Annotated in this window: 15 protein-coding genes; 8 read left to right on the top strand and 7 right to left on the bottom strand. The window is 77.0% G+C overall.

Features of this window, described 5'->3' with window-relative positions; genetic code table 11:
• Positions 1-18 precede the first annotated feature (18 nt).
• The 5 genes from IEV86_RS18205 to IEV86_RS13085 are packed head-to-tail and all read left to right on the top strand — an operon-like array spanning position 19 to position 5,865.
• A complete protein-coding gene (locus IEV86_RS18205; protein WP_308463448.1) occupies positions 19-1,500 on the top strand; it encodes a DUF7847 domain-containing protein in 1,482 nt (493 codons plus the stop codon).
• Positions 1,497-2,186 (top strand): DUF4129 domain-containing protein, encoded by a 690-nt coding sequence (locus tag IEV86_RS13100; RefSeq protein ID WP_229734644.1) that lies wholly within the window; start codon positions 1,497-1,499, stop codon positions 2,184-2,186. The genes IEV86_RS18205 and IEV86_RS13100 overlap by 4 nt, the downstream gene beginning before the upstream one ends.
• A complete protein-coding gene (locus IEV86_RS13095) occupies positions 2,183-3,415 on the top strand; it encodes a DUF4350 domain-containing protein (protein WP_188484699.1) in 1,233 nt (410 codons plus the stop codon). The genes IEV86_RS13100 and IEV86_RS13095 overlap by 4 nt, the downstream gene beginning before the upstream one ends.
• The gene (locus tag IEV86_RS13090; RefSeq protein ID WP_043608750.1) at positions 3,412-4,569 is read left to right on the top strand and encodes an AAA family ATPase; all 1,158 of its coding nucleotides are present in this window, start codon (positions 3,412-3,414) and stop codon (positions 4,567-4,569) included. The genes IEV86_RS13095 and IEV86_RS13090 overlap by 4 nt, the downstream gene beginning before the upstream one ends.
• 3 nt (positions 4,570-4,572) lie before the next feature.
• Positions 4,573-5,865 (top strand): DUF58 domain-containing protein, encoded by a 1,293-nt coding sequence (locus IEV86_RS13085; RefSeq protein WP_043608748.1) that lies wholly within the window; start codon positions 4,573-4,575, stop codon positions 5,863-5,865.
• A 12-nt stretch (positions 5,866-5,877) separates the two neighbouring features.
• Here the strand turns inward: IEV86_RS13085 and IEV86_RS13080 are convergent, their stop codons facing one another.
• Positions 5,878-6,873: a stage II sporulation protein M gene (locus IEV86_RS13080; protein WP_043608745.1), complete on the bottom strand. Its 996-nt coding sequence runs from the start codon at positions 6,871-6,873 to the stop codon at positions 5,878-5,880.
• Positions 6,874-6,930: 57 nt separating this feature from the next.
• Between IEV86_RS13080 and IEV86_RS13075 the strand changes: the two genes are divergently transcribed.
• Positions 6,931-7,749, top strand: a complete 819-nt coding sequence (locus tag IEV86_RS13075; protein ID WP_043608742.1) for an RDD family protein — start codon at positions 6,931-6,933, stop codon at positions 7,747-7,749.
• 101 nt (positions 7,750-7,850) lie between these two features.
• Here the strand turns inward: IEV86_RS13075 and IEV86_RS13070 are convergent, their stop codons facing one another.
• The 4 genes from IEV86_RS13070 to IEV86_RS13055 form a co-directional block, all read right to left on the bottom strand.
• Positions 7,851-8,084, bottom strand: coding sequence for a Trm112 family protein (locus IEV86_RS13070; protein WP_052426455.1), 234 nt, complete (start codon positions 8,082-8,084; stop codon positions 7,851-7,853).
• Positions 8,084-9,604 (bottom strand): phosphomannomutase/phosphoglucomutase, encoded by a 1,521-nt coding sequence (locus IEV86_RS13065; protein ID WP_229734643.1) that lies wholly within the window; start codon positions 9,602-9,604, stop codon positions 8,084-8,086. Before IEV86_RS13065 ends, IEV86_RS13070 begins: the two co-directional genes overlap by 1 nt.
• Positions 9,605-9,788: 184 nt before the next feature.
• The gene (locus IEV86_RS13060) at positions 9,789-10,076 is read right to left on the bottom strand and encodes a hypothetical protein (RefSeq protein WP_043608739.1); all 288 of its coding nucleotides are present in this window, start codon (positions 10,074-10,076) and stop codon (positions 9,789-9,791) included.
• A 1-nt stretch (position 10,077) separates the two neighbouring features.
• A complete protein-coding gene (locus IEV86_RS13055; protein WP_043608753.1) occupies positions 10,078-10,437 on the bottom strand; it encodes a DUF3499 domain-containing protein in 360 nt (119 codons plus the stop codon).
• A gap of 157 nt (positions 10,438-10,594) precedes the next feature.
• Here IEV86_RS13055 and IEV86_RS13050 point away from each other — a divergent pair, with 157 nt between their 5' ends.
• Together IEV86_RS13050 and IEV86_RS13045 are read left to right on the top strand one after the other, a co-directional pair.
• The gene (locus IEV86_RS13050; protein ID WP_306460085.1) at positions 10,595-11,044 is read left to right on the top strand and encodes a metallopeptidase family protein; all 450 of its coding nucleotides are present in this window, start codon (positions 10,595-10,597) and stop codon (positions 11,042-11,044) included.
• 144 nt (positions 11,045-11,188) lie between these two features.
• Positions 11,189-12,094, top strand: coding sequence for a glycosyltransferase family 2 protein (locus tag IEV86_RS13045; protein WP_043608736.1), 906 nt, complete (start codon positions 11,189-11,191; stop codon positions 12,092-12,094).
• A gap of 58 nt (positions 12,095-12,152) precedes the next feature.
• On the opposite strand, the gene IEV86_RS13040 is transcribed toward IEV86_RS13045, so the two are convergent.
• Together IEV86_RS13040 and IEV86_RS13035 are read right to left on the bottom strand one after the other, a co-directional pair.
• Positions 12,153-13,808 carry a DUF5719 family protein gene (locus IEV86_RS13040; RefSeq protein WP_043608733.1) on the bottom strand — a complete coding sequence of 552 codons (1,656 nt, stop codon included), beginning with the start codon at positions 13,806-13,808 and terminating at the stop codon, positions 12,153-12,155.
• Positions 13,805-17,500 (bottom strand): glycosyltransferase, encoded by a 3,696-nt coding sequence (locus IEV86_RS13035; protein ID WP_188484698.1) that lies wholly within the window; start codon positions 17,498-17,500, stop codon positions 13,805-13,807. The genes IEV86_RS13040 and IEV86_RS13035 overlap by 4 nt, the downstream gene beginning before the upstream one ends.
• Between the last annotated feature and the right edge of the window lie 20 nt (positions 17,501-17,520).

Genomic DNA, 17,520 nt, shown 5'->3' with positions numbered 1-17,520 from the left:
GTCGTCAGGAGAGCACCCGTGAGCGGACCCGAGCACCCCGAGAACCCGCAGGGCGAGCGCCCCGAGGGTGCCCCGGCGGCTCCGCAGCCGCCCGCGGGCTGGGGCGGCGACGCGTCGCCCTACGGCCAGGTGGGGTACGGCCAGGGTGGGTACGGCACCGGCGAGCACGGACGGCCCGGGTACGGCCAGGCCGGCGACGCCCAGCCGACGTACGGCGCTCCCACGTACGGGGCTCCCACGTACGGCGCGCCCACCTACGGGCAGCCCACCTACGGGCAGCCCCCGCAGGGAGCCGACGCCGCCGCCGGGCCCGCCGTGCCGCAGGCGCCCGCGCCGCAGCACGGCGCACCTCAGCACGGGGCACCTCAGTACGGCGCACCTCAGTACGGCGCACCGCCCCAGGGGTACGGCGCACCGCAGTACGGCGCACCCCAGTACGGAGCACCGCCCCAGGGGTACGGCGCACCCCAGTACGGAGCACCCCAGTACGGAGCACCCCAGTACGGAGCCCCGGGCGCCCCCGCGGGCTACGTGCCCGTCCCCGTCCAGCGCGGGATCGTCCCGCTACGCCCCCTCGGGCTCGCCGAGATCTTCGACGGCGCCTTCCGCTCCGTCCGCGCCAACCCGGGCGTGATGTTCGGCTTCGCGGCCCTCGTCGTGCTCACCGCGAGCGTGCTGAGCGGGCTGACCCAGTACCTCGTCATCCCCTCGATCAGCCGGAGCCTCGCGGGGACCGGTGCGTTCCTCGACCCCTCGGGCGACATCGGGCTGACCGACTCCCTCGCCTCGTCGCTCGCGACCGTCGGCGCGGTCCCCTGGTACCTCGTCTCGACCGCGATCCTCACCGGGCTCCTGACGGCCGCCGTGAGCCGCGCGGTCATCGGGCAGAAGGTGACCGTCGGCGAGCTCTGGTCGCGCTACGGACGCCGCGTCTGGGTCCTGCTCGGCTTCACGGTCGTGAGCCAGGTGGCGATCCTGCTGGTCGTCGGCATCGTCGTGGGCGCCGTCGTGCTGCTGGCCACCAGCGACGCCGTGGGTGCCGCGATCGCCGTCGGCCTGCTCGGCGGGCTCGTCGGCGTCGTCGTCGCGGTGTGGCTGAGCATCCGGCTCCTGCTGGTACCGCCCGCGCTGGTCCTCGAGGGGGCCGGCGTGGTCGACACCGTCAAGCGCGCGTGGCGGCTCACGCGCGGGAGCTTCTGGCGGCTGCTCGGCATCTACCTGCTGGCGACCGTCGTCGTCGGCCTCGTGACGCAGATCGTCGCCGTCCCTGCCGCGGTGATCTCGCTGCTGGTGTTCCCGGACCCGACGTCGGCCGGCTACATCTTCGTGACGACGATCGGCACGGGGATCGCCCAGACGATCACGACGGTGTTCATCGCCTCCGTGGTCGCGCTGCTCTACATCGACCTGCGGATCCGCCGCGAGGGGCTCGACGTCGAGCTCGCCCGCGCGGCGGAGGCGGCCGCGGAGGCCGGGGCGGGCCGGACGGGCACCAGGTGACGCCCTCGTCCGTCGTGGGGGCGCTCCTGCTGCACCTGCCGTCCGACGTGCCGGTCGATCCCGACGCCGACACCGCCCGCCGCTGGCTCGAGGACGAGCTCGCCGACCCGATCTACCACGAGCCCCCGAGCCTCCTGGACGCCGTCCTCCGCTGGGTCTCCGAGCTGCTCGAGGACCTCCGGACCGCGTCGGGCAACCTCGACGTGCGGACGGCCGCGCTCGTCGTGGGCGCGATCGTCGTCGTCGGCGCGGTCGTCGCCCTCGTCGTCGCCGGGCCCGTGCGGCGCGCGCGGCGCGCCCGTGCGTCGGTCGAGGTCTTCGGCGACGACACGCGCACGGCCGCCGAGCTCCGGGCCGCCGCCGACGCCCTCGCGGCGCGCGGCCGGTGGTCCGAGGCGGTCCTCGAGCGCTTCCGGGCGGTGCTCCGGTCGCTCGAGGAGCGCGCGGTGCTCGACGAGCGCCCGGGCCGGACGGCCCACGAGGCCGGCGTCGAGGCCGGCGCACGGCTGCCGGGCGTGGCAGCGGACCTCGCCCGCGCGGCGACGCTGTTCGACGACGTCGCGTACGGCGACGCGGAGGCCGACGCCGACGACGACGCGTGGCTGCGCGGGCTCGACCGCCGCGTCGCCGAGGAGCGGCCGGCCCCGACCGACGTGCCCGCGGCGACCGTCGAGGTCGACGCATGAGCGCGCCCACGACGGCGGGGCGCCCGGTCCCGCCGACGGGTACCCCGGCCACCGTCGCTCCCGACGTCGCGCCGGGCGCCGTCCTCGGTGACGGCACCACGGCGCGCGGGCGCGCGCGCTCGCGCTGGCGGCGCGCACGCTGGCCGCTCGTGGTCCTCCTCGGGGTGCTGGTCGCGGCCGCCCTCGCGTCGGTCCTCGAGCCCAGGACGTCGACCGACCCGCTCGGGCACGACAACCCCGAGGCGGACGGCGCGCGCGCCGTCGCGCAGGTCCTCACCGGCCAGGGCGTGACGATCACCCCGGTGTCGACGACGGCCGACGCGGCACGCGCCGCCGGCCCGGGCGTGACGCTGCTGGTGTCGAGCACCTGGTACCTGTCCGACGAGCAGGTCGAGCGGGTGCGCGGAACGGGTGCCGACCTCGTGGTCGTGAGCCCCGACGACTGGCACGTCCCCGTGCTGACCGGGGGCGCCGTCGACGTGGTGTGGTCCGCGTCGACCACCGTCGAGCCGCGCTGCGACGACCCGGCGGCACGAGCGGCCGGGACGCTCACGACCTCGGGCGGGCCGTACGTCGCCGTGACGGACGCCGCGTCCGTGTGCTTCACCGGCTCGGACGGCGCCGGTGGCGTCGCGAGTGCGACGGTCGACGGGGCCCGCGTGACCCTCGTGTCCGACGGCTCCGTGCTCACCAACCGCTACGTCGCCGACGAGGGCAACGCCGCCCTCGCACTGCACCTGCTCGGCCGGAACGACGAGCTCGTGTGGTACCTGCCGAGCGCGACCGACACCGGCGAGTCCGCGACCGACCCGTTCGCGCTGCTGCCGCCGTGGGTGGGCCCCGTCGCCGCCCAGCTGGGCCTCGTGCTCGCCGTCGTCGCGCTGTGGCGTGCGCGGCGACTGGGTCGGCTCGTCACCGAGCCGCTCCCCGTGACCGTGCGCGCCGCGGAGGCGACCGAGGGACGTGCCCGGCTGTACCGCCGCGCCCGGTCCCGCGGCCACGCCGCAGCCGCGCTGCGGGCCGGGACCGCACGCCGCGCCGCAGGCCGGCTCGGCCTCCCGCGCTCGGCCGGCGCGACCGACGTCGTGGACGCCGTCGCGCGGGCGACCCGACGTCCCGCCGAGCAGGTCACCGCCCTCCTGTACGGACCACCACCCACCGACGACGCCGGGCTGCTGCGCCTGGCCCGACAGCTGGACGAGCTCGAGAGCGAGGTTCATCGCACGTGACCGGACCCACCTGGCAGCAGCCACCCGGACCGCCCGGACCCCCGGCGCCGCCCGCGACCCCGCCGACGACGCCGACACCGCCGGTCGGCACGCCTGCGGCAGCACCGCCGGCCGCACCGACGGCCGCCCCGAACGCCGCACCGACGACGGCACCGACCGGTGCGTCGGCGGACCGCCACGTCCCCGCGCACGGCTTCCGGCCGTCGACCGAGCTCCGCGACGCGCTCGGCGCGCTGCGGGCCGAGGTGGGCAAGGCCGTCGTCGGGCAGGACGCGGCGGTGACGGGGCTCGTCATCGCGCTCCTGTGCCGGGGCCACGTGCTGCTCGAGGGCGTCCCGGGTGTCGCCAAGACCCTCCTCGTCCGGACGCTCAGCACCGCGCTCGCGCTGGACACCAAGCGCGTCCAGTTCACGCCCGACCTCATGCCAGGCGACGTCACCGGCTCGCTCGTCTACGACGCGCGCACCGCGCAGTTCTCGTTCCGCGAGGGTCCGGTCTTCACCAACCTCCTGCTCGCCGACGAGATCAACCGGACGCCCCCCAAGACGCAGGCGTCACTCCTGGAGGCGATGGAGGAGCGGCAGGTGTCGGTCGACGGCACCCCGCGTCCGCTGCCCGACCCGTTCCTCGTCATCGCGACGCAGAACCCGGTCGAGTACGAGGGGACGTACCCGCTGCCCGAGGCCCAGCTCGACCGCTTCCTGCTCAAGCTCACGCTCCCCCTGCCCGAGCGGGACCACGAGATCGAGGTGCTCCGGCGCCACGCGCTCGGCTTCGACCCGCGCGACCTCGCCGCCGCGGGTGTCCGTCCCGTGACGGACGCGGCACAGCTGGCGCGTGCGCGCGCGGAGGTGGCGCAGGTGCAGGTGGCGCCGGAGGTGCTCGGCTACGCGGTCGACGTGTGCCGTGCGACGCGGCAGTCGCCGTCGCTCGCGCTCGGCGTCTCGCCGCGCGGTGCGACCGCGCTCCTGACGACCGCGCGCGCCTGGGCGTGGCTCTCGGGCCGCGGCTACGTGACACCCGACGATGTCAAGGCGCTCGCCCACCCCACCCTGAGGCACCGGGTCCAGCTGCGCGCCGAGGCGGAGCTCGAGGGCGTGACCACCGAGAGCGTGCTCGACACGGTCCTCGGCGCCGTCCCCGTGCCGCGCTGACGCATGGCGCTCACCTGGCGCGCAGCCGCGCTCGCCGCAGCGGGCCTGGTCGTGGTCGTGCTCCTGCCGACGACGGCCACGGTCCTGCTGTGGGCGCTCCTCGTCGTGCTCGCGTGCGGCACCGACGTCGCGCTCGCCGCGTCGCCGCGCGAGGTCGCCGTCCAGCGGACGGTCCCGCGCTCGGTCCGGCTGACCGACACGAGCAGCTCGACGCTCACGCTGACCAACCGCTCACGCCGGCGCCTGCGGGCGACGGTCCGTGACGCGTGGCAGCCGTCCGCGGGCACGGGCCCCAACCGGCACGAGGTCGACCTGCCGCCCGGCGAGGCGCGTCGGCTCGTGACGCGCCTGCGACCCACGCGGCGCGGCGACCGGCTCGCCGACCGGGTCACCGTCCGGTCCTACGGGCCGCTCCGACTCGCGGCTCGCCAGGTGTCGCTCGACGTGCCCGGGCGGCTGCGGGTGCTGCCGGAGTTCGCGTCGCGTCGGCACCTGCCGAGCCGCCTCGCGCGGCTGCGCGAGATGGACGGCCGCACGGCCGTGCAGATCCGCGGCGCCGGGACCGAGTTCGACTCGCTGCGCGAGTACGTGATCGGCGACGACGTGCGCTCGATCGACTGGCGCGCGACCGCGCGGCGCTCGGAGGTGGTGGTGCGCACGTGGCGCCCCGAGCGCGACCGGCGGGTCCTCGTCGTGCTCGACACGTCACGCACGTCCGCGGCGAGGATCGGCGACGTGCCGCGGGTCGACGCGTCGATCGAGGCGGCGCTCCTGCTGTCGGCCCTCGCGGCGCGCGCGGGTGACCGGGTCGACCTGATCGCCTACGACCGACGGCTGCGCGCGCAGGTCGCGGGCGCCCACGGCCCCCGGCTCCTGCCGGCCCTCGCCGACGCGCTCGCGGCCGTGGAGCCGGCGCTCGTCGAGACGGACTGGCCCGGCGTCGTGTCGGCCGTCCGGCAGCGGCTCTCCCAGCGCGCACTCGTGGTGCTCCTCACCTCGCTCGAGCCCGCGGCCGTCGAGAGCGGCGTCCTGCCGGTCGTCGGACCGCTCGCGGGCGACCACACCGTCGTCCTCGCGTCGGTGGCGGACCCGGAGGTCGCGGCCATGCGCACGCGCCGCGGCGACGCGACCGAGGTCTACGACGCCGCGGCGGCAGAGCGCACCGACCTCGAGCGGGCCGCGGTCAGCGTCCGCCTGCGCCAGCGGGGCGTCGAGGTCGTCGACGCGCTGCCGGACGACCTCGCACCGCGGCTCGCCGACACCTATCTCGCCCTGAAGGCGGCCGGGCGGCTCTGAGCCGCTGCCAGGTCAGGCCGCGACGGGGAGGACGTCCGCGGTCTCACCGCGGCGCAGGTCGCCCGACTCGCCGTCGGCGTACGCCCGGCGACCGACCACCAGGACGTAGACCCAGAAGGCCGCGAGGACGACGGCGCCGATGGCGATCTTGAGCCACCACGGGAGGTCCGACGGCGTCACGAAGCCCTCGACCAGCCCGGAGACGCCGAGCACGCCGACCAGGCCGAGCGCGACCGTGATGAGCGCGCGCCCCTCCTCCGCGACGGCGCGGCCCCGCGGGCGGCCCTGCGGGTCGACGACGGACCAGAAGATGCGCAGGCCGGCTGCCCCCGCGACGAAGATCGCGGTGAGCTCCATGAGGCCGTGCGGGAGGATCAGCTGGAAGAACTCCGCGAGCCCGCCGTGCAGCGCCATGACGCCGCCCGCCGCGCCCACGCCCACGGCGTTCTGGAACAGGACCCACACGGGCCACACGCCGCTGATCCCGAAGGCGACGCACTGGGCCGCGATCCACGCGTTGTTCGTCCACACCTGCGCGGCGAAGCTGCTCGAGTCGTACGTGCTGTAGTACGCCGCGAACTGCTCCTCGGCGTACGCGCGGAGCTCGGCCGGCGTCCCCATGGCCGCCTGCGCCTCGGGCGTCAGGGCGACGTGGAACCCGGCGACGACGGCGACCACGCAGAAGGCGAGCGTGACGGCCACCGTCCACCACCGGATCCGGTAGAGCGCGGCGGGCAGGGCGCGCGCGAGGAAGTGCGTCACGTCCCGCCACGACGGCTCGTGCGCTCCCCCGATCGCCGCGCGCGCGCGGCCGAGGACGTCCGAGAGGTGCGACACCGTCGCGGGGTCGGGCGCGGCCGAGCGCACGGCCGACAGGTGGGTGGCGACCTCCTGGTAGAGGCGCACGAGCTCGTCGCCCTCCGCACCCGACAGCCGGCGACGCCGCGCCAGCTCGTCGAGCCTCCGCCAGGTCGGACCGTGCACGGCGGAGAAGGCGTCGAGGTCCACGACCGGTAGCCTGCCACAGCGGTCCCGGGCGGGACCGCGGCCGCGACGGGAGGGCACGTGTCGGACGAGATCCTCATCGGTGAGGGCGTCGTGCTCGACGCGCGGCCCGCGTCGTTCGCGACGCGCACGCTCGGCGCCGTCGTCGACCTGGCGGTCACGCTCGTCGCGGGTGCCGTGGTCCTCACGCTCATGGGGACCCTGGGGCAGGGCCTCGACGACGCCGCGGGTGCAGCCGTCGGCATCGCGGGCGTGGTCCTGCTCCTCGTCGTCGTGCCGACGGCCGTCGAGACCCTCACGCGCGGGCGCTCGCTCGGCAAGCTCGCCGCCGGCATCCGCGTCGTGCGCGACGACGGAGGTCCCGTGCGCTTCCGGCACGCGGTCGTCCGGGCGCTCGTCGGCGTCGGCGAGCTGTGGCTCACGCTGGGCTCCGTCGCGCTGATCACCTCGCTCGTCCACCCGCAGGGCAAGCGCCTCGGCGACGTCGTGGCGGGGACCTACGCGGTGCGGGTGCGCGGCGGTCAACGCGCGCTGCCACCGCTCGTCATGCCGCCGGACCTCGCGGCGTGGGCGGCCCGGACCGACATCCGGCGCCTGCCAGACGGCGTCGCCCTCTCCGCACGCCAGTTCCTCGGCCGCGCGACCACGCTGCACCCCGCGTCCCGCGAACGGCTCGGGGTGCGTCTCGCCGCCGAGATCGAGGGCTACGTCGCCCCGGGCCCTCCCCCCGGGACCCATCCCGAGCGCTTCATCGCCGCGGTCCTCGCCGAGCGGCGCGACCGCGAGTACGACCGGGGCATGCGTGCGGCCGACCGGGCGCGCGCCGAGGCCTCGCTCCTGCACCGCCTCCCGCACGCGGTGCCGGACCCCGTCGACTGACGGAGCCCGGCCCCGCGGCGAGTCAGGCGGGGTCGGAGGCGGGGCCCAGCGGCGGGGCAGGCCGGCTCACGCGCGCGGGACGACGACGCACCGGCGAGCGCTCAGACGGTCCCGGAGGACGGGTACGCCTCGTCGACCAGCAGCACGGGGATCCCGTCCCGCACGGGGTACGCGAGCGCGCAGGACTCGCCCGTGCACACGAGCTCGGGCGAGCCGTCGGGGCGCGTGCCGTCACGCAGCGGTGAGCCGCAGCCGGGGCAGCGCAGGATGTCCCGCACCCAGGCGTCGAGCCGCGGGCCGTCGTCCCCCGGCAGGCCGTGGTCCGTCCCGCTCATCACCCCTCCTCAGGCTGCGTCGAGGCCACCATCGTGCCCTGGCGCACGAGTGCGAGCACGTCGTCGCGCACCTTGACCATGACGTCCTCGTCGGCGGCCTCGACGTTGAGCCGCAGCAGCGGCTCGGTGTTCGAGGCGCGGAGGTTGAACCACCAGCGGGGGTGGTCGTCCCAGTGCGACACGGTCAGCCCGTCGAGCTCGTCGACCTCGACCGGCCCCGCACCCTGCTGCGTCACGTACGCCTCGACGACGCGGGCCCGTGCGGCGGGCACGTCGTCCACGCGCGAGTTGATCTCGCCGCTCGCGACGTACGGCTCGTAGGCCTCGGCCAGCGCGGACATCGTGACGGGGCGGCCGTCCGGCGTCGTCGACGTGCCGAGCGCCGCGAGCACGTGCATCGCCGCGAGCATCCCGGTGTCCGCGAAGAAGAAGTCGCGGAAGTAGTAGTGCGCGCTGTGCTCGCCCCCGAAGACGGCGTCGTTCGCCGCCATCTCGGCCTTGATGAACGAGTGGCCGACGCGCGTGCGGACCGTGGTCGCCCCGGCCCCGCTGAGCAGGTCCGGCACGACGCGGGACGTGATGAGGTTGTGGATCACGGTCGGGGTGCGGCCGGCCTCGAGCTCGCGCGCGACCTCGCGCAGACCCACGAGCGCGGTGACGGCGGACGGGCTCACCGCGGCACCGAGCTCGTCGACCACGAAGCACCGGTCCGCGTCGCCGTCGAACGCGAGGCCGATGTCCGCACCGTGCTCGACGACCGCGGCCTGGAGGTCGCGCAGGTTCTCGGGCTCGAGCGGGTTCGCCTCGTGGTTCGGGAAGCTCCCGTCGAGCTCGAAGTACAGCGGGACGACGTCGAGCGGCAGCTCCGGCAGACCCGCAGCCGTGCCGAGCACCGCGGGCACCGTCAGGCCCGCCATGCCGTTGCCCGCGTCCACGACGACCTTGAGCGGGCGGATGCCGCCGAGGTCGACGAGCGTCCGCAGGAAGGTCGCGTACTCGGCGAGCATCTCGCGGTTCTCGGTCGTGCCCGGGACGGCGACCTCGGCCGGGAGCCCCTCGGCGAGGTACCGCGCGGCGAGCGTGCGGACCGCGGCGAGCCCGCTGTCCTCGCCCACGGGCCGGGCGCCCGCGTGGCACATCTTGATGCCGTTGTACTCGGCGGGGTTGTGGCTCGCGGTGAACATCGCGCCGGGCAGGTCGAGCGCGCCGGACGCGTGGTAGAGCCCGTCGGTCGAGCACAGGCCGATGAGGATCACGTCGACGCCCCGACGCGTCAGCCCGTCCGCGAACGCGGTCACCAGGTCGGGTCCCGAGGGCCGCATGTCGTTGCCGATGACGGCGGTCGCGCGCCCGGGCCCGGAGGCACCGGGGAGCACGACGACGTCGGCGAACGCGGCGCCGATCGCACGCGCGACCTCGGGGCTGAACGGGTCCGGGACCACACCCCTGACGTCGTAGGCCTTGATGAGGCCGGAGAGGTCGGGCAGATCGGGCAGGTCGGGCGTAGCGGCATGGGTCACGCGGGCATCCTAGGCAGTCGTGGGACGACGGTCGGCGCGCGCCCTCGTGGTGGGCGCCGTCCCACTCTGCCGCGGCCGTCGCGTCGCGGGGGTCACGTGCGGGTGACCAGCACGTGACGGGACGCCGCGCTCCGACGCCGCGCAACGGTCAGGACCGCTCCGCACCGGTGGGCCGGCCACCGGGTCAGCGTCGGCGGGCCGAGCGCGCGATGACCGAGTCGATCGGGATCGAGGACCAGCCACCGTCGGGTTCCGGCTGGACCCACTCCCGGCTCTCGCACCGTCGGCACGAGAGGAAGACGACGTCGGTGCCGTCGGCGAGGACCATGGACAGCCGGGTCAGGTCGTCGCTCGCGCACGAGGAGCACACGCTGGGCCCGACGGGACCGGTCGGGGCCGCGGGCTCGGGCGTCGCTGGCCGTGCCGACCTGCGACGCCGCGGCGTGCCCCCTGCGCCCGTGGCGTCCGCCATGTCAGCCCCCTTCGCCTCGCAGCACGCGCAGGTGCCCCCGCCGCGCGGTCTCGGCCACGGCCGGCTCCACCGCAGGCTGCTCGGTGGTCGAGCGCCCTGCCTCGCGCACCGCCTCGGCGAGCGCCACGAGGTCGTCGGGGCTCGGGCCGACCGGCACGAACTCCGGGGTGAGCCGGACGACCTCCCACCCGCGCGGCGCCGTGAGGCGCCCGGCGTGCTCGCTGCACAGGTCGTAGGAGTGGGGCTCGGCGAGCATCGCGAGCGGCCCGAGGACCGCGGTCGAGTCCGAGTACACGTAGGTCAGCGTCGCCACCGCCGGGCGTCCGCACGCGCTGCGGGAGCACTGCCGTCCTGACCTCACCCGAGCGAGAGTACCTGCCTGCACCGACACGGCCGCCGCGACACGGCGACCGTCCACCCGGGCACCGCCGGTCGGGTGACGGGTAGGGGCAGATCCCTCCCCCCGGGTGCTGCAGGCTCGCGCGCCGACGGTGGTCGCGGTGCCTAGAGTGGACGACGTGACCCTGCCCGTCCGTCCCGCGCGCGACGCGGGGCCCGTCGGGACGCGTCGACGTGACCGTCGCGGACGCGGACCCCGCGGTCTCGTGGTCCCGCCGTCGCTGCCCGCCTACCGCACGCGCGCCGAGCGCTTCGACGACACCGTGCTCGAGGAGGTCGAGCGCCTCGAGCGTCGGTGGGCGGACGAGCTCGAGGGCACGGAGTTCGCGGTCGAGGACGTGCCGCCGTCGCAGCCTGCGCCCTGGGAGCGCGGGGGCGTCCCGCTGGGGCGCTGCTTCCCCGCCGACGTCGGCACGGCCGCGCGCATCGTGGTCTACCGGCGCCCCGTCGAGACGCGGGCGGTCGACGAGGGCGAGCTCGCCGAGCTCGTCCGCGACGTGCTGGTCGAGCAGGTCGCGCACCTGCTCTCGCGTCCCCCCGAGGACGTCGACCCGCACTACCGCGGCTGAGCACCGCGTCCGGCCCCGTCCGGCCCCGTCCGTCCCCGTCCGTCCCCGTCCGTCCGCTCCTCTCCCACGACCGTCCGACCGGCCTCGCCGCCCGCCCGTCGTCAGGCCGTCGGGGCGACGGGCCCCGGCTAGGCTGACCCCACCATGAGCACGCCCTCCGGACCGGCCGACCAGCCCTCGACCCCTCGGGACGGCGACGCGATCCGCGTCGTGTGCGTGGCCTACAACCCCGGACCCGAGCTCGCCGAGTTCGCGGCGTCGCTCCGGACGGCCACGACGCGACCAGTGACCCTCGTCCTCGCCGACAACGGCGACGACCCGACGGTCGTCGACGACGTCGCCTCGCGCGCGGGCGCGGTCGTGCTCCGTGCGGGCCGCAACCTCGGCTACGGCGCCGCGGCGAACCGGGGCGCGCAGGACGGCGACGAGCCGTGGGTGGTCGTGGCCAACACGGACATCGTGTGGCACCCGGGGTCGCTCGACACCCTCGTCGACGCCGCCCACCGGTACCCCCGTGGCGGCTCGTTCGGCCCCGCGGTGCTCAACACGGACGGGACGCGCTACCCGTCCGCGCGCGCGCTGCCGTCGTTCACGTCGGGCGTCGGGCACGCCGTCCTGGGCCGGGTCTGGCCGGACAACCCGTGGACGCGCGCCTACCGCAGCGACGCCGCGTCGCAGGACGAGCGGCCCGCCGGGTGGCTGTCGGGGTCCTGCCTGCTGCTCCGCCGGGAGGCGTTCGAGGAGGTCGGCGGCTTCGACGAGGGCTACTTCATGTTCTTCGAGGACGTCGACCTGGGCGAGCGTCTCGGCCGCCGGGGCTGGGCCAACGTGCACGTGCCGTCCGCGGCCGTCACGCACGTCGGCGGGACGTCGTGGCGCGAGCGTCCCGCGCCCATGATCCGCGCGCACCACCGCAGCGCCGCACGCTACGTCGCCCGGCACTACCCGCACGCGTACCAGTGGCCGCTGCGCGCCGCGGCGCGGCTCGGGCTCCGCGTTCGCGAGGCGTGGGAGACCCGCGCCGTCGGCCCCGAGGGCACCGACCGCTGAGGTCGTGCGCGACGGGCCCGGCCTGCGCGCGCGCGGGCGGGCGGGCGGGCGGGCGGGGTCAGCGCAGCGCGACCGCGACCTCGGTGCGGCTCTCCAGCGCGGGCGTCGGGACGATCACCGACACGACGTCCCCGGTCGGCAGCGGCGCGGTGAGGACCGACGCCCACGCGACGCGCTCGTCGTCGGTGCCCACCACGACCCCCGCGACCCGGCCGACGTCGTCCGCGGCGGCCTCCTCGCCCGTGACGAGCTCGAGGAGCTCCGCGCGGCCCACGGTCGTGCTGCGGCCCTCCGTGAGGGTCACGGTGCCCTCGGCGACGACCCCGCCTCCGGTCGAGAGCAGCCGCACGCCGACCTCGACGACCCGCGGACCGTCGCCCTCGACGACGCCGAGCACCAGACGGCCCGGCACGTCCGACGGCAGCGCGACGGCCGAGGTGCCGCCGGGCCGGACAGAGGCTGCCCACGCACGGTCGACCGGGTCGGTGCGGACCCCGTCCGTGCGGCCGACCGACCGCCCGCGCGTGACCATGGCCGCCGCGACGACCGGCTCGTCCGCCTCGACGACCGCGGTGTAGCCGCCCTGCGCGAGCCCGCCGAGGGGCACGTCGAGGACCGTCCCGGCCTCGAGCCGGACCTCCTCGGCGCCGGGTAGGCGCACGACCCCCTCGGGTCCGACGAGCGAGATGCGCGCCGTCGTGCCCGCCTCGGGTGCCAGGAGGCGCAGGAGCGCCGGGTCGGCCCCCTCCACCTCGGTCGTCGGCACGTCGATCCCAGGCACCACCTGGCGCGTCGAGGGCGCCGCACCCGGCACGACGTGGTCGACGCCGGCGGGCACCAGCCCGCGCAGCTCGCTGTCCTGCACGTACGCACCCACGAGCCCGCCGCTCGCCGTGACACGCACGACGACCCGGCGCTGGTCCGCGGCGACACCCTCGAGGAGGACGACCCGCTCGGACCCCGCCGGGACGAGGAACTCGGGCGCACCGGCGAGCTCGACGGGTCCGGCCGGGCCCCACAGGTCGACCTCGACGCTCGCCGCGGTGCGACCCGGGTTCTGCAGCACCAGGCGAGCACTCGAGCCGACCGACGTGCCCCCGCCGACCAGCCACTGCTCGGCGGCGGGCCGGACGCAGCCCGCCGCGGTGATGCCCCGCAGGTCCCCGCTGCCCACGGACGCCGTGACGACGCCGGCAGCCACGACGACGTCCTCCGGGACGACCTCCAGGACCGAGCCGCCGTCGACGTCCTCGAGCGTCGCCTCGCCGGCGTCCTCGGCCACGTCGAGGCCGGTCGTGTCCCCGCCGATCGGACCCACGCCGGCGTCGCCGGCCCCGTCGAGGACGGCCACGAGCCGCTCGACGGCGTCCTCGGGCGAGGGGTCGAACTGCGCGTCGTAGCTCACGTCCTCACCGGGGACCGGCTCGGTCGGGAGGCGCACGCCCCCCGGGCACACGAGCCGGACGGCGGCCGGCGGCACGCTGACGGCGTCGGCCCCGGCCTCGACGGGCGCCGGCCGGTCGACGCTCTCGTCGAGCACCGCGACGCCGGCCGCGACACCGAGGACGAGGAGCGCGGCGCCGGCGTGCGCCGCGGCGCGGGCCACGCGCCGCGCGGCGCCGACGCGTGGCCGGAAGGACTGCACCTCCGCGCGCGTCCCGGACGTGCCCGCGGCCGGAGCGGTGGGAGCCGTGGGTGGGGTCTCGTCGGTCATCGGGTCCCTCCACGCCGTCGTCGGACAGGCACCGCGAGCAGGAGCGTCACGAGGAGGACCGACCCCTGGACCGCGGTCCAGGCCGTGCGCTCGGTCGGCGCACGCGTCACCACGAGCAGCCCCCCGTCCTCGCCGACCTCGAACGCCTGACGCCAGCCCTCGGTGACGGAGCGCAGGGGCCGACCGTCGAGCGTCGCGCGCCACGCGGGGTCGGCACGCTCGGCCAGCACGAGCCGGCGCTCGGCACCGGGCCCCCCGGCCTCGACCCGGGTCCGGACCGTGCCGTCGTCGGACGCGACGGGCTGCACGGCGTCGCCGCCCACGAGGCGTGCCCACGCCGTCGTCGTCCCGGCGCCGGGTGCGACGCGCCAGATGATGCCGGACCCCGTCTCGGTGACCCGCTCGAGACCGGGCGTCGCGTCGAGCCGCGCGACGAGCTCGGTCCGCGCGGTGCGGGCGACGGCGTCCGCGCCGCCGTCCTGGTCGGCGTCCGCATCGCCGGGCCCTCCGGACGCGTCGAGGTCGGCGGCCGGTGGCACGAGGACCGCGCCGACCCCGAGCAGGGCGAGGTCCTGCGCGACGTCGTCACCCGTGCCCGTGACGAGCGTCCCGACGACGGCGAGCAGCTCCTGCTCGGCGTCGTCGGGGCCGACGGGCCCGGGGGCGTCCCACGACCCGGCGACCTCACGCGCCGTCACGCTGCGCGACCACTCGACCAGCTGTGCGCCGTCGTCGCGCAGGAGCGTCGCCGAGACCTCGTCGGACGAGCGCGCCCCGACCGCGAGGACCCGCACGTCGTCGGGTGAGGACTGCAGCTGCCGACCGACGGCCGGGACGACGGCCACGTCCGTCGTCCGTGCAGCCAGGGCCGTTCCGGGCGCGACGAGCGCCTGGTACGTCCAGGTGCCGAGCACGACGACGGGGGCAAGCACGGCGAGCACCGTCAGCAGGCCCGCCGTGAGCTGGCGCCAGCCGAACGAGCGCCGCGCGAGCCGGGACCGCAACCCGTCGGCACCGACCAGGGCGGCAGCGCCGAGCCCCGCGACGACGAGGCTGACGGCACCGCCCGGCCACGCCGTCACGAGGGCGTCGCCGGACCGCGCGACGACGGCGCGACCGGCGAGCGCGCCGCCCAGCAGGCCGACGGCGGCGGCGGCCCAGCCGACGCACGCGGCGCGCAGCGCCGAGCCGCGGGTGAGCGCGAGGGCCGCGACGAGGACGAGGACGCCTCCGGCCACGAGCAGCGCGACCTCGGCCGCGACGCCGTCGAACCACGGGAGCGCGTCGGGCGCGACCGGGTGCCCGAGGAGCTGCTGCCACGCGGGGGCGGCCGTGCTCGCGACGGGGACCCCCGGGTCCGCGAGCAGCGCGCGCCAGCCACCGTCACCCCACGTCCGCACCGCCTCGACGACCACGGGGGCGTGGAGCGCGAGCGCGGGGACCGGGAGCCACAGGACGCGGCGACGCGGCACGACGAGCGCGAGCACGGGCACGAGGAGGAGCGCGGCCGGCAGCAGCACGGGTGCGCCGGCGGACGCCGCGGCGAGGGCGAGCGACCCGCCGGCGAGCGCCGCGAGCGAGGCCGGTGCGCGTCGGACGGGCAGCGGGGCGGGCGCCGGGTGGGCCGGCACCGCGTGGGCGGGAACGGGCGGCTCCGGCGTGGGCACCGGGTTCGGCACCGGGTTCGGCACCGGGTTCGGCACCGGGTTCGGCACCGGGGCGTGGACCTTCTGGGTGGGCACGGACCGGGCCGGCACGGCGTCGACCGCCTCCGACCCGCCGGAGCCGGCGACCTTCCCGGCGCGCTCGGACGGGACCTCGAAGTCCTGGGAGGCGTCGGCGTCCTCGCCGTCGTCGTCGTCGGCGCCGTCGACGTCGTCGGCGCCGTCGACGTCGTCGGCGTCGTCGTCGCCGAAGCCGGCCCACCGGTCCTCGACGGCGAGCGTCCCCGGGACCGGCGGGGCGTCCGGCGCCCGGTCGACCAGGCGCTGGGCGCCGAGCAGGCCGGAGGCGACGACGTCGACTCGCGCGGCCCCGACGCCGCGTGCGACGCCCAGGAGCACCCACGGAAGGAGGACGTGCGCGAGGACCGCACCCCAGCGCAGGTCCGCGACACCCACGAGCAGGCTCGGGGCGGCCGTCCACACGAGGGCCGCCCACGCGCGCAGGGCCACGGACCGGGTCGCGGCACCCGCGGCGAACCACGCGCCGGCGGCGGCCAGGACGAGCGAGAGCAGGACCACGACGCCGATCCCCACCGACAGGGACCCGGCGACGGCGGCGAGCGGCAGAGTCGCGAGGAGCGCGGGGTCCACGGGACCGGGGTGGCCCAGGTCGGCGGGCACCCAGGCCGCGCGGACCACGCGCCACGTCTCGAGCGCCGACGACGCCGCGCCGGGCAGCGTCCCGCCTGTGAGCCGCTCGCCTGCGAGCACGCGCGTCACGAGGGGTCCGAGCACCGCCGTGGTGACCGCGGCGGCCCCGAGGAGGACCAGCAGGCCCGTGCCACGGCGTCGTCGCCGCAGCGCCGCGAGCTCGCGGAGCTCGAGCTCGCTCGGCGCCTCGGCGTGGCGACGGCGCTCGGCCGCCGAGAGGCGACGGTCGCGGGTCTGGCGGACGACCTCGCGCCACGTGACCTGCAGCGGGCGCAGCGACCGCCGCGGGAGCCGACGCGTCGCGGCCTGGCGTCGGCGCGCGCGGACCACGCGCAGCGGGCGGACGAGGACCGACCAGGGCGCCACCAGCTCGGGGAGCACGAGGTGCGGCTCCTTGGAGACCAGCCGTCCGAGCGCGCGGACGACGCCGCTCACCACGGCGAGGACCGTCACGACGGGGACGAGCGGCAGCGGCACCCCGACGAGCTGGCCGTGGAGGTAGGCCTCGCGGCGCGCCCGGGCCGACCGGCGCGCGTCCCAGCCCGGCCGGTTGACCACGGCACCGGACACGGGGTCGGCGAGCGACGCCTGCGCGTGGCGGACCACCGCTCTCGGGACGACGACGACCCGGTGACCGGCGAGGCGGGCGCGGCGGCACAGGTCCGCCCCGTCGCCGAACGGGCCGAGCGCCGGGTCGGGCCCGCCGAGCGCGTCCCAGACGTCACGACGCACGAGGGCACCGGCGATCCCCACCGCGAGCACGTCCTCGCGGCCGTCGTACTGCCCCTGGTCGACCTCGGCGCCCTCGATGCCCGTCATGCGCCGCCCGAACCGCGACGTCGAGACGCCCACCTCGAGGACTCGGGCCGGACCGGACCACGTGCGCTGCTTGCAGCCCGCGACGCCGACCGAGGGGGCGATCTCGACCGCCCGCATCAGCTCGGCGAGCGTGTCCGGGGCGGGCGCGCTGTCGTCGTGCAGCAGCCACAGCCAGTCGTCGCGCCCGAGCACCTCCGAGCCCGCGTCCAGGCCCGCCCGGACGGCCGCCCCGAAGGTGCGCGCGCGGGTCGCCTCCACCACGGAGAGGCGTGGCGCGTCGGGGCCGGCGAAGAGCTGGGCGGCGAGCGTCCGCGCGACGTGCGCGGGCTCGGTCCCGACGTCGACGAGCAGCACGTGGGCCGGTGGGCGGACCTGCCCCGCGAGCGCCGTCAGGGTCTCGGAGGCGTACTCGGTGTCGCCGCGCGTCACGACGACGGCCGTGACCGAGGACGTGCGATGGCGCCGGGGCACCGCTGCGGAGGCGCTGCCGTCAGTCATGAGGTCCTGTGGCGCGCCCG

The organism is Cellulomonas carbonis (assembly GCF_014636275.1).
GTDB classification, from domain to species: domain Bacteria; phylum Actinomycetota; class Actinomycetes; order Actinomycetales; family Cellulomonadaceae; genus Actinotalea; species Actinotalea carbonis.
This window is presented reverse-complemented; position numbering and strand designations above follow the sequence as displayed.

What these genes read in the sequence shown, in the direction of transcription:
- IEV86_RS13095 (WP_188484699.1), top strand. Translation starts at nt 2,183, where the DNA reads ATGAGCGCGCCCACGACGGCGGGGCGCCCGGTCCCGCCGACGGGTACC.
- IEV86_RS13085 (WP_043608748.1), top strand. Translation starts at nt 4,573, where the DNA reads ATGGCGCTCACCTGGCGCGCAGCCGCGCTCGCCGCAGCGGGCCTGGTC.
- IEV86_RS13070 (WP_052426455.1), bottom strand. Translation starts at nt 8,084, where the DNA reads ATGAGCGGGACGGACCACGGCCTGCCGGGGGACGACGGCCCGCGGCTC.
- IEV86_RS13060 (WP_043608739.1), bottom strand. Translation starts at nt 10,076, where the DNA reads ATGGCGGACGCCACGGGCGCAGGGGGCACGCCGCGGCGTCGCAGGTCG.
- IEV86_RS13045 (WP_043608736.1), top strand. Translation starts at nt 11,189, where the DNA reads ATGAGCACGCCCTCCGGACCGGCCGACCAGCCCTCGACCCCTCGGGAC.
- IEV86_RS13040 (WP_043608733.1), bottom strand. Translation starts at nt 13,808, where the DNA reads ATGACCGACGAGACCCCACCCACGGCTCCCACCGCTCCGGCCGCGGGC.
- IEV86_RS13035 (WP_188484698.1), bottom strand. Translation starts at nt 17,500, where the DNA reads ATGACTGACGGCAGCGCCTCCGCAGCGGTGCCCCGGCGCCATCGCACG.